This is a genomic window from Faecalispora sporosphaeroides DSM 1294 (assembly GCA_000383295.1).
In the GTDB taxonomy this organism is placed as follows: Bacteria; Bacillota; Clostridia; order Oscillospirales; family Acutalibacteraceae; genus Faecalispora; species Faecalispora sporosphaeroides.
This window is the reverse complement of sequence record KB911071.1, coordinates 84,890-98,817: the sequence shown is the minus strand read 5'-3', so window position 1 is coordinate 98,817 and position 13,928 is coordinate 84,890. Positions and strand designations below refer to the sequence as shown.

Annotated in this window: 13 protein-coding genes; 6 read left to right on the top strand and 7 right to left on the bottom strand. The window is 55.3% G+C overall.

What is annotated here, in order from left to right:
• Positions 1-182 precede the first annotated feature (182 nt).
• The 6 genes from G340_RS0111335 to citC form a co-directional block, all read right to left on the bottom strand.
• Positions 183-1,565, bottom strand: coding sequence for a CitMHS family transporter (locus G340_RS0111335; RefSeq protein WP_020073774.1), 1,383 nt, complete (start codon positions 1,563-1,565; stop codon positions 183-185).
• A gap of 155 nt (positions 1,566-1,720) precedes the next feature.
• Positions 1,721-2,281 (bottom strand): citrate lyase holo-[acyl-carrier protein] synthase, encoded by a 561-nt coding sequence (gene citX, locus G340_RS0111330; protein ID WP_326522388.1) that lies wholly within the window; start codon positions 2,279-2,281, stop codon positions 1,721-1,723.
• Between the two features lie 16 nt (positions 2,282-2,297).
• Positions 2,298-3,842 carry a citrate lyase subunit alpha gene (gene citF, locus G340_RS0111325; protein WP_020073772.1) on the bottom strand — a complete coding sequence of 515 codons (1,545 nt, stop codon included), beginning with the start codon at positions 3,840-3,842 and terminating at the stop codon, positions 2,298-2,300.
• 3 nt (positions 3,843-3,845) lie between these two features.
• On the bottom strand, positions 3,846-4,748 hold the full coding sequence (locus G340_RS0111320) for an aldolase/citrate lyase family protein (RefSeq protein WP_020073771.1): 903 nt from the start codon (positions 4,746-4,748) through the stop codon (positions 3,846-3,848).
• Entirely contained in the window at positions 4,736-5,056 is a 321-nt protein-coding gene (gene citD / locus G340_RS0111315; protein ID WP_020073770.1) for a citrate lyase acyl carrier protein, read from the bottom strand. Before citD ends, G340_RS0111320 begins: the two co-directional genes overlap by 13 nt.
• A gap of 3 nt (positions 5,057-5,059) precedes the next feature.
• Positions 5,060-6,085 carry a [citrate (pro-3S)-lyase] ligase gene (citC, locus tag G340_RS0111310; RefSeq protein ID WP_020073769.1) on the bottom strand — a complete coding sequence of 342 codons (1,026 nt, stop codon included), beginning with the start codon at positions 6,083-6,085 and terminating at the stop codon, positions 5,060-5,062.
• Between the two features lie 292 nt (positions 6,086-6,377).
• Between citC and G340_RS0111305 the strand changes: the two genes are divergently transcribed.
• Both G340_RS0111305 and G340_RS0111300 read left to right on the top strand, forming a co-directional pair.
• Entirely contained in the window at positions 6,378-7,112 is a 735-nt protein-coding gene (locus G340_RS0111305) for a GntR family transcriptional regulator (RefSeq protein ID WP_020073768.1), read from the top strand.
• Positions 7,109-8,017, top strand: coding sequence for a triphosphoribosyl-dephospho-CoA synthase (locus G340_RS0111300; RefSeq protein WP_020073767.1), 909 nt, complete (start codon positions 7,109-7,111; stop codon positions 8,015-8,017). The genes G340_RS0111305 and G340_RS0111300 overlap by 4 nt, the downstream gene beginning before the upstream one ends.
• A 140-nt stretch (positions 8,018-8,157) precedes the next feature.
• Here the strand turns inward: G340_RS0111300 and G340_RS0111295 are convergent, their stop codons facing one another.
• Positions 8,158-9,210, bottom strand: coding sequence for an AbrB family transcriptional regulator (locus G340_RS0111295; protein WP_020073766.1), 1,053 nt, complete (start codon positions 9,208-9,210; stop codon positions 8,158-8,160).
• 393 nt (positions 9,211-9,603) lie between these two features.
• Between G340_RS0111295 and G340_RS0111290 the strand changes: the two genes are divergently transcribed.
• From G340_RS0111290 to ald, 4 genes are all read left to right on the top strand, one after another.
• Complete coding sequence (locus G340_RS0111290; protein WP_033402273.1) at positions 9,604-10,155, top strand: folate family ECF transporter S component; 552 nt, start codon at positions 9,604-9,606, stop codon at positions 10,153-10,155.
• 606 nt (positions 10,156-10,761) lie between these two features.
• Complete coding sequence (locus G340_RS0111285; protein WP_020073764.1) at positions 10,762-12,090, top strand: TRAP transporter large permease subunit; 1,329 nt, start codon at positions 10,762-10,764, stop codon at positions 12,088-12,090.
• 348 nt (positions 12,091-12,438) lie between these two features.
• Positions 12,439-12,768 carry a DUF3870 domain-containing protein gene (locus G340_RS0111280; protein ID WP_009060259.1) on the top strand — a complete coding sequence of 110 codons (330 nt, stop codon included), beginning with the start codon at positions 12,439-12,441 and terminating at the stop codon, positions 12,766-12,768.
• Positions 12,769-12,803: 35 nt separating this feature from the next.
• The gene (gene ald, locus G340_RS0111275; protein ID WP_020073763.1) at positions 12,804-13,916 is read left to right on the top strand and encodes an alanine dehydrogenase; all 1,113 of its coding nucleotides are present in this window, start codon (positions 12,804-12,806) and stop codon (positions 13,914-13,916) included.
• Positions 13,917-13,928: the final 12 nt, after the last annotated feature.

The following is a 13,928-nucleotide window of genomic DNA, read 5'->3' as shown; positions in this document are numbered from 1 at the left end:
TCCGCAAGATGGCTATATCCTGTAAGGTTCATCCATATACAACGAGTATGCGGTTTCCTTTGCCGTATGGCCGTCTTGTCTTGCACCGTTTTTGGCGGCCTGTATCGCTATACAGGAACGGGACGCGATACAAAAGCATCGCGTCCCGCCCGGGGCAAAAATTATTTGAAAAAAGGAGAGAGCTATTTAAATAACGGAACAGATCCGGTAATAGCCGCCATACCGATGAAGATGACAAAAATTCCGATGGCCCATTTAGCGGATTCCTTCTGCCACTCACCCATGTCCAAACCGGTCAGGTTCAGCAACAGATAGATGAAAGCGACCAGGGGGCTCAAAAGGTGGAATGCCTGGCCCAGCAGAGATGCGGTGCCGAGCTCCAGAGCGGTGTAGCCGTAGCGGTAACCGGCTTCTGCGAATACCGGCAACACGCCATAGTAGAACGCGTCGTTCGACAGGAAGAAGGTGCCGGGCGCGGAAATCACCGCGGTAACCAGACCCCAGAAACGACCCATCTGCTCGGGGATCAGGTAGATCATGCTGGAAGCCAGCGCGTCGGACATGCCGGAGTTGGTGAACAGACCCATGAAGATACCGGCCGCCATAACGAGAATGGATACCTGCAGGGCATCGCCGGCATTGTCGGAGATGCGGGCTTTCTGATCCTTAATGGAACGATAGTTGATCAGGACTGCAAGAGCAGTGCCGACAAGGAAGATAAAGACGGACGGGAAGGTGCCGAGAACCAGCATAACCACGGCGCCGATCGTCAGGATCGCATTGATCCAGATCAGCTTCGGGCGCTTGAGTGCTTCCTCTTCGGGAGAGGCAGGCTTTGTCAGCGCTTCGATTTCGTCGTGGCCCAGGTGCTGAATGCCAACACGCTTGCGCTCTTTTAAGCCCAGATAGCCGGCAACGATCAGCACGTAAACGATCGCCACACCCATGCCGGGGAGCACAGCCTGCAGAATCGACTGCTCCGAAACCTCGCCCAGTACCGAGATTACGCGCGCGGTCGGGCCGCCCCAGGGGAGCAGATTCATGATGGTGTTCATCAGAATCAGCAGAACGCCCAGATTCATGATCTTCAGGCCCAGCTTTTGGTAGATCGGGATAAAGGCGGTGCAGACGATCAGGGTGGTGGTGGTGCCGTCGCCGTTCAGGGAGACCGCCGCGGAAACCGCCGCGGTGCCGACCAGAACCTTCACCGGGTCGCCGCCGGCCAGGCGGATGATGAATTTGGTGACGGGGTCAAACAGACCCACGTTCAGCATGATGGAGAAGAACAGAATTGCGAACAGCAGCATGATCGCGGTGGTGGAGGTCTTGGTCAGACCGGCTACCGTCCATTTGCCGATGATCTGAATCTGATTCCAGATGGTAACGTCAGCAGCTGCGACTTCATTGGTTTTTGCAACAATATCAACGTATTGATTGGCGAGCGCTCCGACCAGAGTAAAGGCGATGGGAACCAATACCAGAGCGGTAAACGGCTGCATTTTTTTGGTGATGACCAGCGTAAGAAATACAATGATCATAGCCCATGCAAGAATAGTCAAAAACATAAGCGATCCTCCTCAAATTAGTTGGGCATGCCCGGCGACAATGGTTCCCGAACGTGCATGCACGCCTGACCGGACTATGTAGGCGGAAGGCTCCCGTTGCCGGGAGACAATCCTGGAAGTGAGATAAGTCAGTTGCCATGCCGCGCTTTCGCGTGTTACCGTGCGGATCCGTCCTTCTCCAGCTCCTCTGCGTTTTCTTCCAGCAGCCGAATCAGGCGCTGCTGCAGCATGGGAACTGGATGAAGCCGTCTGCTTGCGCAGATTCTGGCATCCTGGTCGCAGATCAGGCATCGTCTGGGCTCATAGCCGAATTCCACTCTGCTGCGAGTCCGCACTAGCCCGTCCTTCTGATCCAGCACATCCGCGTCGAACAATCTGCCCAGTGTTTCTTCCTCAAATAAAATCATGTTGCGCTTCACCTCGAAGGAATCCTCCGGGATGACCCAGAAAGCCTCCGGCCCTGTGCGCAGGTTCAGCCGCTTCTGGTAGTTTGGCCGCCAGCCTTGGTTCGACAGAATCTTATGAATCCGGTTTTCTCCGTAGCCGAACAAAGCTAAAATTTCCCCGTTGCTTTTGATGGGCCCGGGAATGTTGCACTTCAGAGAGACGACGCAGCTTTTCGGGAAGCGCCGGAGCAGCTCCTCAATCAGCTTTACCCGCCGCTCGCGGTTCAGAAGAACCTCGTTAAGCTCAGGAGTCTCCCCGTGTGCGAACATTTCTGCCGCGTTCATCTCAGCGCTTAACCTGCCTTACCACATCGATCAGGCTGCCGTCGCGGTACTCGATGAGCGCTACAACCTTGTCGCCGTACTCGATGGGGTCGGGCGTGCCGGCCAGCGCATAGGCCTTGTCTTTGAGCTCCTCTATGGTAAAGAGGTTGACTCCGGCGTTCTTCAGGGCCTCCTGCAAATCTTTTCTGCGGGGGTTCACTGCAATACCGACTTCCGTGACGACAACGTCGATTCCCTCGCCGGGGGTAATGACGGTGTTGACCTTTTCCACAATGGTCGGGATGCGTCCGCGCAGCAGGGGGCACAGAATCAGGCTCAGCTTTGCGCCCGCCGCTGTGTCGCTGTGCCCGCCGGAAGCACCGCGGATGACACCGTCGGAACCGGTCATGACGTTCACGTTAAAGTCAGTGTCGACCTCCAGTGCCGAGAGCATTACGACATCCAGCTGGTTCACCGCCGCACCCTTGTTGCCGGGGTTGGCGTAGAAGGAGGCCGAAATTTCGTAGTGGTTCTCGTTACGGGCGATCGAGTCCGCAGCGCCGCGGTCAAAGGTCTGGGTGTCCAGAATCTTTTTGGCCAGCCCTTCTTCGAGCAGTTCCACCATATTGCTGGTGATACCGCCCAGCAGGAATCCTGCGGTGATGCCGCTTTCGCGCATTTTTTCCGCCAGAAAGCGGGTGACCGCCAGAGTGGAGCCGCCAGAGCCGGACTGGAAGGAGATGCCGTCTTTAAAGTAAGGAGAGGCGGTGATGACTTTGCAGGCATTTTCCGCGATCAAAAGCTCCTTGGGGTCGGAAGTAAAGCGGGTTGCGCCCTTGGCAATTCCGTCGGGATTGCCGATCGCGTCCACCACCACAACATAATCCACCAGAGTTTGGGGGATGCTGATGGGGGTGTTGGGGTAATCGACCAGATGGTCGGTAATGATGACGACCTTATCCGCGTATTCGGCGTCTACCTTGGCGTAGCCCAAGGAACCGCAGGTCGCATTGCCGTGGGAGCCGTTCGCGTTGCCGTAGGGGTCTGCGCTCGAGGCGCCGAGGAAGGCGACGTCGATGTGAATCTCGCCGGATTCAATGGCACGCGCGCGCCCGCCGTGAGAACGGATGACGACCGGCTTTTCCATCAGGCCGTGGGAGATTGCGGAGCCGACCTTGTCGCGCAGGCCGCTGCTGGTGATCTCGGTGATCACGCCGTTTTTGATGTGCTCAATGAGCGGCTCGTGCACATTGGCGATCGAGCTGGCGGCGAGCTTCAGGTTTTTAATGCCCATTTTGGCAATCTCGTCCAGCACCATGTTCAGAACATAGTCGCCCTCACGAAAGTGGTGGTGGAATGAAATCGTCATGCCGTCTTTCAGGCCGGTCTTTTCAATTGCTTCCCGCAGGGAAGAAACGAGCTTTGTCTCGCCGGGGAGGGTGGGTACCACCTTGCCGGCCGCTCTTCTATATTCGTTTTTGCGGGCGAACTGGCCCTCGAACACGCCGTACTGGTCTGCGTATTCCTTCGGGATTTCACGGCCCACTGCGTTTTTAACCGTTTCCATTGTTTAACCCTCCTGTCCTTCCGGCCCGGTATAAACGCCGGCGGCTCTGGCCAGCGCAATCACGCGCTCCGCACGTTCCACAATGGGCTTGTCGATCATTTTGCCGTTCAGAGCGATGACGCCGGAGCCTTTGGCATTGGCCTCTTCAATGGCGCGGATGACGTCGAGCGCCTTATCGATTTCTTTCTGGTTCGGGGTGTAAACGGAATTGACCACTGCGATCTGGCGGGGATGAATGACGGATTTACCGTCAAAGCCGAGCTGACGAATAAACTCGGTTTCCTTGCGCAGGGTTTCCATGTCGTTCACATCGGCGAACACGGTGTCGAGCGCGGCGATTCCGGCCGCGCGGGCGGCGTGCACAATCATGGAGCGGGCGAAAAAGATCTCTTCGCTGTTGCGGTCCGCGTAGCGTTTGGTTTTCATTGCGGTAACGTAGTCTTCGGAGCCCAGCGCGATACCGATCAGGCGCTTGCTGGAATGGGCGATCGCAACCGCGTCCAAAACGCCGCGGGGGTCCTCAATGGCCGCCATCATCCGGGTGGAGCCGGGTTCGCGGCCGCAGGCCTTTTCCGCTTCCAGAATCACTTCCTCGGTGTCCAGAACATCCTGGGCACAGGTGGTTTTCGGCAAACGAATGACGTCGATGCCGGCGCGCACCATTGCGTGCACGTCGTCTACGCCGCCTGCGTCCAGCGAGTTGATGCGGACAACGGTTTCCGTAGAAGAGAAATCAAAGGTTTTTACCGCCTGGAAAACAAGAAAGCGGGAAGTGTCCTTCTCCGCCAGGGAGATCGCGTCTTCCAGGTCAAACATAATGGAGTCCGCGCCGTAAATGATCGCGTCCTTCAGCATGCCGGGATTGCTCGCCGGCAAAAACATCATGGTTCTTCTTAAACGTTCCATGAATCGATCGCCTCCCAATCATAGTGCTCGGTAATTCCGCACGACCGGTGTACCGCCGCGATGGTGCGGGCGATAATGGTGCAGTCCAGCGCGCCCTTATCCACGGCGGTCAGCTTTGCATTGCTGATCCCCATATTGGAAAGGGTTTTGAGGATCGTTTCGCGAATCTGCCGGCCGTACTGGTGCTCTACGCTGCTGGTCAGGTTGATGTCGATTCCCTCGCCGTCATTCCTGTCGATCATGATTTGAATATCGGAAGATTCCAGCGTACCGGCAATGGCCGGTTTTTGAATTTGATAAAGCGGCATGTGTTATCCCTCCTGCTGCAATTTCTGAATCAGTGCTTTTCCTTCGGGAGAAATCAGGTAGGCGTAGGTGCTTTCGGGAACAAGCTCCTTCGCTTCTTCTGTTTTTCCCCGCCTGAGAAGATCCCTTACACGGGAAGCGCTGATGACGTTTCCCCCTTGCTCGACGCGGGGGAGGATGACCAAATCAATCGCTCCGTGAAACACCTCTTTCATAGATTCATTATATAGCTGTGTCACCGGAGACAGGGGCTCTTCGCCAACGTATCTGCGGGTAATCCCCGCGGCCGGGGCGATATGATCCCGAAACAGGATCGCATCCAGCGTGGCCTGAACCTTTGCCACCTGAACGTCCTCTTTCAAAAAGTAGGAAGGGAACGTTTTGGCGGAAACCATGTAATCTCCCGTGGGGTGAACACGAACGTTCGGCAGATGCTGAACTCCGCGCCGGACAAGCTCCAGCCGGGTAGCGGCCGGGAAAGCGGACAATTCTTCCGACAGAACGAACAGATGCAGCGTTTCGTTTTCTCTGGCGGCTCTTTCCGCCAGGTAACGGTGTCCCAGTGTGAACGGGTTTGCGTTCATCACAATTCCGGCCGCCCGGCCGGGAACTCGCTGCCGCTCCAGATCCTTCAGGTACTGCGGGAAGCCGTAAATCGCTCTCTCCATAAATACCAGCTGATCGTCTACGCGGGCCAGCTCCGAAAACCCCAGCTCTTCAAAAGAGCGGGCCGCCTGGGGCTTGGTGTACACGTAGCAGGAGGAGCTGCCGTTTTCCATTACGGTGCTCAGCAGGTGAGAGAGAAGAATGCTCACCGCCTTGCCGCCCTGGTGCGCGGGGCTGACTGCCACGCATTTGATGATGTTCTGGTACAAAGAGCCGGTGGCCACGAGCCGGTCTTCAAAGAAAAGCCCTGCACAATATGAGATGGCGGCCTCCGGGCGGATGCCGCCGCTTTGCAGAAGGTTCTGCCAAAGCTGCTTTTGGCGGGGATCGCGGTCGATCCATAAACGCCTGATTTCGTACTCCATAACGCGGCTCCTGTTCTTTAAAACCGATTATCCCCCTGAAAAACGACATCCTGCGGTTTTTAGGATATTATTGCAATACTTTGCCGTAAAAGGAAGAGTTTTTACTTGAATCTGTCAAAATCACTTTTGCGCTTTTTTGCTTTGTCTGTGGACATTATACATTAATTCATCACAGGGTGGGTGTGCTTTTGATGTCCTTGGTGTTTTTTTATTGCTTTTCTTACACATAAATAAAATTGACAAACGATCGAATATTCCCTTATAATGATTAACATTAAAGGACGGTGGTTTTGTGCATGAATATTTAAGCAGATTGGTGAAAATCATCAATTTATCGCAGAACAGACCGCTCAACGATATGGTATATGAGGGCCTGAGAAAAGCAATCATTCAGGGCGTGATTCCGGTCGGCGAAAGGCTCAACGAAAAGGTCTTGTCCGACTATATGAACATCAGCCGCACGCCGATCCGAAACGCGATCAAAAAGCTGACGGAAGAAGATTTGGTGGAGTATATCCCCAAATACGGCGTGGTGGTCAAGCGGGTGACGATTGAGGATGCGGAGGAGATCTACCAGATTCGTATCGCGCTCGAAACCATGGCTACCATTGCCGCCATGGAGCGCATGACGCCCGAAAATCACCGTGAAATGCAGGAGCTGCTGCGCGATATGCAGGAGAAGAACGACGCGGGGGAGGTTCAGCAGGTCATCCGCTATTGTACGGATTTCAACGCGCTGATATACCGTTTTTCGCGCATGCAAAGACTGGAAGCGGTCGTGGGCAAAATGCTGGAATATGTCTCCCGCTTTCGCGACATCTCTCTGTATGACGATCAGCGGAGGAGCCTTGCCGTAAAGGAACACGGCCTGATTTACCGCGGGATGCAGACAAAGGACGAGGAATTGATCACGCTGATTGTGAAAGAGCATCTGAATCATTCCAAGGAATTTGTGATGCGCGAAATCATCCGTTCGCAGGAGAATATGAGGGACGATCTGAAGGATCTGTACCGGAGGATGGAATGATACGGCGAAACCAAAGAGAAACCGCGCGCGACGCTTACTGCGGCCAAATTTCAAAGCTGGCGGTTCGTTCGCTTTTGTATGAGGTGTGCATTGGGCCCAAGCCCGGGCTGGTAGACCGTTTTAACAACGGCGCCCACCGCGATATGAACCTGTTTACTTTTCTGGACAGCGCCTGTGCGCTGTCCGGCTATTTTCGGGAGATTACCGCGCAGGCAATGCGCCTTCGGCGAATACCGCCGGAGCGTTTGCTGCCGCACCTGCGCGCGCCAGGCATTGAGGCGGAGCGCGAAATGTTCCGCGCGACCGGAGGGGTGAACACCCATAAGGGAATCGTGTATTCCATGGGGATTTTTTGCGCCGCCTGCGGCCTTTTGTACAGCCAGCCGCGCAGTGTTCCGGTGGAGCGGCTGTTTTCGCTGTGCTCCCAAATTGCCCGCGGCGCCCCTCCGCCGAAGGAAAAAGCGGAAACGAACGGTGAACGGCTGTACCGCCGGTACCGCATTCAGGGCGTGCGCGGTGAGGCGGCCAATGGGTTCCCTTCGGCCCGCGTACACGGCCTGCCGGCGCTGCGCAGGGCCTGCGCTCTTGGCTGGGACACGGATGCCGCCGGGATTTACGCGCTGTTTCATATTATGGCCAATCTGGAGGACACCAACCTGATCAGCCGTTCCAATCTGCAGACACAGCGGCAGGTTCGGGAACAGCTGGCCGCTTTGCTGCAAACGCCCGGCCTTTCGCCGGCGATGCTGCTGGCGCAGGCGGCCCGGATGGATCGGGAGTTTATCGACAAAAACATCAGCCCGGGCGGCGCGGCGGACATGCTCTCTATGACGCTGATGGCCTGGTGGCTGGAGCGGGAATTCCCGGAACGCTTTTGTCCGGCTGCCCCCGGGGGGAAGGATTGAGGCGGCGAAGCGCGCTTTCCACCTGTTAAAAAGCGTTGAATACGGCTGCGAAATGCACATAAGCCGCAAAAATAACAAGGGCGCCTTGCTTCTCTCCAAACGGAGCAGAAGAAAGACGCCCTTGGTTATGTTTTCCAGACTCAGGCAAAAATATGTGCCAGAACGGGAATCAGGCAGATGACCGAAATCAACCGGCAGGAATGCATCAAGACGATCTTCGGGGTGTCGAGTCCCAGCTCCTCGGCAATCAGTCCCATCTCAGTGATTCCGCCGGGGGTGCAGCAAAACAGCGCGGTGGCCTTGTTCATCCCGGTAAAGCGGCTCAGCAGGTATGCCGTAACAAATGACATGGCAAAAACCTCTACGGCCATGATAATCATGGGGATGACCAGCTCGCCCAGAGCGGCCCAGGTAGACCGGCTGATCTGGCTGCCGATATAGCACCCCGCCAGCACGCGGGAAAGAACCTTGACGAACGACGGGTAAGAGAGCAGCTCCGAAACCACGCTCAAAACCACTGTGGCCAATATGGCGCCGATGATCGCGCCGGCCGGAACACCCAAAAAGCGCAGCAGCAGCGCGCCGGCCGATGACACGACCAGGGAAACCGCAAATTTTTTCAGCTTTTCCGGCGAAAATTGTCCGGAGGGGTCCTTTTCTTTTCGCTGCGCCTCGCTGTCCTCCACAGAGATTGCGGGCGCGGGGGCGCTCAAATACAGCTTTTTGATGATGTTGGGAAAAAACACGACCACAACGATAAACCGGAACAGCTGCAGCAGCATCACCTTGTCGGTGCTGGCGCCGAAGTCCACCGCAATGAGGGATAAGTCCGACATTCCCCCCGGCGAGCAGGCGAACAGCGAGGTCATGAAAGAAAGACCGGATATTTTTTGCATGAGCAGGGAGAAAAGGATCGTAAAAGTGAACATCATGGTCAGCAGAATCAGAATCGGCTTGCCCATCACGCGCAGCGCCTTCACGTCCTCGCGCGTAAAGCGGCTGCCGATGATCAGGCCCGACAGAATCTGTACGACGACGCGCAGATTGGGCGGGTAGTGAGCCGCGTGCCCCACCAGCGTGTTCATCAGCGCCACGGCCAGCAGCGCACCGATCATCGCGCCGGCCGGAATCCCTTTTTTCTTTCCCCAATAGCCGCCCGCACCGCCTACCAGGTGCGTAAGAACCAAATACACCGAAGCGTTGCCTCCCCTCAGTTTGCGCACAAAGCCGCCCGCGGCACAGAATGCTCGCAGCTGCAATGACGTGTATTGCCGCATTAGTATAGCATAAAACAAATAATTTGCAAAACTTTTTTTCATTCACGATCAGAATCAAAACGGAAACATTTTGGCGCTTTATAGAACGCCAAATGTGGGAAAAAGCAATTCCCGCAACGAGAAGCGACGATAAACAGCCTGGTTTTGTGTGTGAGAAAGACGAAAAATCGACGCATTTATGGTACTTTTATTTACGGTACCCGCTCTTTTTCTATATTACAGAGAGTGCCGAAAGACAATTTTTGAATTGATTTCAGACTGCGCGTTTGCCGCGCGGCAACGAGAGGGGCATTTTTTTTGAAAAACTGGATGGAACAAATCAGATCGTCCGCACATGAGATGAAGCAGGTATCCACCATTTCCTTTGCCGGTCTGCTGGTGGCGATCAGCGTGGTTCTGGCGTTCTTTAAGCTTGCGCTTACAGAAACCCTTCAGGTCAGCTTTGCGTTTCTGCCGGTTGCAGGCGGCGGAATGCTGTTCGGGCCGGTGGTGGGCGGAATCATCGGGGCGGTAAGCGATGTGGCTGGGTTTGTGATGCGCCCCACAGGGCCGTTTTTCCCCGGCTTCACCGTCAGCGCAATGGCAACCGGCGCGCTGTTTGGGCAGCTGCTGTATAAAAAGCCGGTCACCGTCTCGCGTGTTCTCACCGCCTGCGTTCTGAATGCCGTTCTGGTGAACTGGATGCTGAATACGCTGTGGCTTTCCCTGATGTACGGAAACGGATTTATCGTGCTGCTGGGCGCCCGCATGATTAAAAATCTGATTCTGCTGCCGATCGATACGGCGCTTTTGTTCTCGCTGCTCAAGCTGCTTGAACGCTTTCGGTTTATCAACAAGGCGAAAGGAAACGGCAGCTTTTGAATATTCTTCCCTTCGGCAAACAGGTTCCACACACAGTATAAAAATGAAAAAAATTGAATTATTTTGTAGTCATTCCGTACAAATCCATTATTTTCTGAAAAAACAGATTGACAAATTGTGCAGGATTCATTTATACTGATTGCAGAAATCAGCAATTGCTTTTGCGGGATTTTCTGCAGGAACCGCCGATGATCTGCCGGGAACCTTTCTTCAAAAGATACTGGCAGATAACAAGCCGTTTTCTGAAAACAATACACGATTTTTATTTATTGGGGCCGGACGTCCTCCGGTTCTGTCAGTAAAGGGAATCCGTTGTCTTGCATTTTTTGAATGCAATACAGTGGGTTCCCTTTGCGCTTTTTAACGGGAGATCGGCAAGGTGTTGTTTTGGGAAGCGAATGAATTGCCAGACGGGAAATCCTGCATAAAGTAAGAGGCTGTAAGGCAGAACCGAGGGTGTGGCAGGGGGTGACAGCGCAGAGAAAAACACGGTTTCAAAGATTCGGAAAGGGTGCGGTGCAGGCAGCTCCGCCGCAGTCTTTCGGCAGGGGCATGAGCCGCATGCCGTGAAAACAATGGCTGAAATTGATTTGAGGAGGTTATTTTATGGAACTTGGAAGCTGGTCACTCATCCATTCCCCTTCGCTGCTGGCGTTGATTCCGCTGGCGGTTTACATCATCATGGTGTTCCGCGGGAAGGACAATACGTCCGGCATTATCGTGGGTATCGCGATCGGCGCGCTGATGATGGGTCAGGATTTGAAAATGCTTGCTTCCGCTTTTGCGGCGAGCCTTGGCTCCAGCACGGCGCTGATCGGCGTGATCATTATGACGGGCGCGGGTCTCGGCGTGTTAATGACAGAGGCGAGAGTGACACATACGCTGGTCTACTGGATCGTAAAGCGAATCGGAGTCAATACACAGACAAAAGCAAAAATCACTCTGGTAATCTGTTCCATTCTGGTATGCGGTCTGCTGGGAACCCTCGGCGGCGGAAATGCGGTCATCGCGCCGATTTTGATTCCGCTGATGGCGACCCTGGGCGTAACGCCCACCGTGGTGGCGGCGCTGTTTAAGGTATCGGGAGAGGTCGGCCTGATGGTCGGGCCGCTGACCGGCGTTACGCTGATCACCATGGAGGTGACCGGGCTTTCTTACGGCCAGCTGATGGTAGGCGCCGTAATTCCCTTTGCAATATTCTGGCTGGGCGGCATGTGGTTTGCGGTGAAGCGCACCCAGCGCCGTACAGAGGGCAAGGAATTCTACCGGCTGGACGATATGCAGAACATCAATGAAATTGTTGTCACCCCCAGAGAGCGCACCACCACCATCGTGTTTTTGCTCTCCTTCCTTTTGCTGATCGCCTATGGAATTATGACGAAGCAGGGCACCAGCTACGCGCTGATCGTCATGATCCTTCTGTCGGCGGTGGTCGGCATTGTAGGCCGAATGGATATTGACCACGTGGTCGAATCCATGTCGAAAGGAATCGCGTCACAGGCGAAAATGTTTGTCGTGTTCGTCACCATCGACGTGCTGCTGAACCTGGTCACTCTGGGCGGCGGCTTTGACGCGATCTCGAATCTGCTGGGCGGCGCGGCCGGCTCCAGCCCCACGGCCGTCATGCTGATCGCCTCTGTGGTGGGCGGCTTCGGAATCGAAGCGGCAGCTGTTGCGGAAATCAAGATCATTGCGGAGATGTTCGGCGCGGCGGCGGCTTCCAGCGGACTGCCCATGACCATGTTTGCCATCGCGATTTTGTCCGCGACACGCCTGACGGGCGGCATTTACCCCACCAGCAATATGATGGGGCAGCTGGGGATCGCCCAAAGCGAAAACACCCGCGAAATGCTGGAGGCGAACTGGATCTCCAGCGGTGCGGCCATTGTGTTTGTGATCATTTGGGCTTTGATCGGGCCAATGATTCTCACCTGACCGCACCAGAGACGGCAAAAAGCAACATCCAAAGGTGCTCCCGCAGCCCGCTGCCGCGCAGAGCGGCAATTTCTCTTGACGCTGCGGGCATTTTTGGACTAACATAGCAACGGTTTTATTTTTCAGTAAGGCAGCAAACCTGCATTGCGGTAAAAAGTGGGATCCCGTTGAAGCGCTTGGCCAAAGAGGTCCTTCGGCCAAAATGAAAAAGCAAGGGCTTTATCGAGTTCATTTTGTCCCTGAAAGGCGGTTTTTGAACAGTCCGCTTTTCTCGAATGACCACGTCCGCAGACATGCCGAACGATCGCTGAAAATGGAACCAGAAGCATAAGAAAGGGGTTTCAGGGTATGGATTATCCCGAAAACACGGTGTATCTGGTAGGCCACGCAAAGGTAGCCAGCGACAATCCGATCAGCATTTCGTACGGAATTTTTTTCCTGCCATTTGTGGTGGATCTGCATACACACCAGATTGTGGATGTATCTTGTAATGCGATCCTCGATATCAGCAGGGATTTTGTGCGAAGCCTGCTGGTGGGGTGCGACCTTCTGGATGGGCTGGATGATGCGATCCATCGGGTGCGAAGCCGGTATTTCGGCTCCTCGCAAAAGGCTTTGGTGGCAGCTCTGCGCGACGCAAACGGAAGACTGCGTGATATTTTGTCCGCCCAGCAGTAAGCGGGACGGAACTAAAAATGGGAGGCATTGCTGTTATGAAAATTGGAACCGTAAAAGAGATCAAGAACAATGAGTTTCGTGTGGGGCTTACTCCGGATCATGTGAAAGCGTATCACCGCGCAGGGCATCCGGTTTATGTGGAAAAGGATGCCGGAATCGGCTCCGGCTTTTCCAACGAGGAATATAGTTCCGCGGGGGCCGTTGTGCTTGACACCGCAAAGGAGGTATGGGATGCCGTCGAAATGATGGTCAAGGTGAAGGAGCCGCTGGAGGCGGAGTACCCGTATTTTCGCAAGGATCTGATTTTATACACATATCTGCATCTGGCGGCGGACCGCCCCCTGACGGACGCGCTGCTGAGCGCCGGAGCAAAGGGTGTGGCTTATGAAACCCTGATCGAGCGGGACGGCAGCATTCCGCTGCTGGCACCCATGAGCCAGATTGCGGGCCGCCTGAGCGTTCAGGAGGGAGCGAAGTATCTGGAAAAACCGATGGGAGGCTCCGGTATGCTGCTTTCCGGCGTACCCGGCACACCCAAGGCGAAGGTGGTGATCCTCGGCGCGGGCACGGTTGGCGCCAACGCCTGCAAAATCGCTGTCGGCATGGGGGCCGATGTGACGATCACAGACATCAGCCTGCCGCGCCTCGCGTACCTGGACGATATTTTCGGCGCGCGGATTCAAACCATTTACAGCACCGATTCCGCGGTGGAGAAAGAGCTGGCGCAGGCCGATCTGGTGATCGGCTCGGTGCTGATCCCCGGAAAGAAAGCGCCGAAGATCATCAAGCGCTCCTACCTCAAAAGCATGCGCCCCGGCAGCGTCATCGTAGACGTGGCGGTGGATCAGGGCGGCTGCTGCGAAACAACCCATGTCACTTACCATGACGACCCGGTGTACACGGTGGACGGCGTGGTGCATTACTGTGTGGGCAATATGCCCGGCGCGGTGCCCAGAACCTCCACCATCGCCCTGACCAACGCGACGCTTCGCTATGGCCTGCAAATTGCGGAAAACGGGCTGGAAGAAGCCTGCCGTAAGAATCCGGTGCTGTACTCTGCGGTCAATACCTATAACGGAAAGTGCACCTGCCGGAATGTAGCCGACGGTTACGGAATGGAGTCCTGTTCCGCGGATCAGTTGTTTTAAAACCCTTGGCGC

Excerpts from the sequence above, each read along its gene's own strand:
- citC (WP_020073769.1), bottom strand. The coding sequence starts at position 6,085 with ATGGAGTACGAAATCAGGCGTTTATGGATCGACCGCGATCCCCGCCAA.
- G340_RS0111300 (WP_020073767.1), top strand. The coding sequence starts at position 7,109 with ATGATACGGCGAAACCAAAGAGAAACCGCGCGCGACGCTTACTGCGGC.
- G340_RS0111285 (WP_020073764.1), top strand. The coding sequence starts at position 10,762 with ATGGAACTTGGAAGCTGGTCACTCATCCATTCCCCTTCGCTGCTGGCG.
- citF (WP_020073772.1), bottom strand. The coding sequence starts at position 3,842 with ATGGAAACGGTTAAAAACGCAGTGGGCCGTGAAATCCCGAAGGAATAC.
- G340_RS0111320 (WP_020073771.1), bottom strand. The coding sequence starts at position 4,748 with ATGGAACGTTTAAGAAGAACCATGATGTTTTTGCCGGCGAGCAATCCC.
- citX (WP_326522388.1), bottom strand. The coding sequence starts at position 2,281 with ATGTTCGCACACGGGGAGACTCCTGAGCTTAACGAGGTTCTTCTGAAC.
- G340_RS0111280 (WP_009060259.1), top strand. The coding sequence starts at position 12,439 with ATGGATTATCCCGAAAACACGGTGTATCTGGTAGGCCACGCAAAGGTA.
- G340_RS0111290 (WP_033402273.1), top strand. The coding sequence starts at position 9,604 with ATGGAACAAATCAGATCGTCCGCACATGAGATGAAGCAGGTATCCACC.
- citD (WP_020073770.1), bottom strand. The coding sequence starts at position 5,056 with ATGCCGCTTTATCAAATTCAAAAACCGGCCATTGCCGGTACGCTGGAA.
- G340_RS0111335 (WP_020073774.1), bottom strand. The coding sequence starts at position 1,565 with ATGTTTTTGACTATTCTTGCATGGGCTATGATCATTGTATTTCTTACG.
- ald (WP_020073763.1), top strand. The coding sequence starts at position 12,804 with ATGAAAATTGGAACCGTAAAAGAGATCAAGAACAATGAGTTTCGTGTG.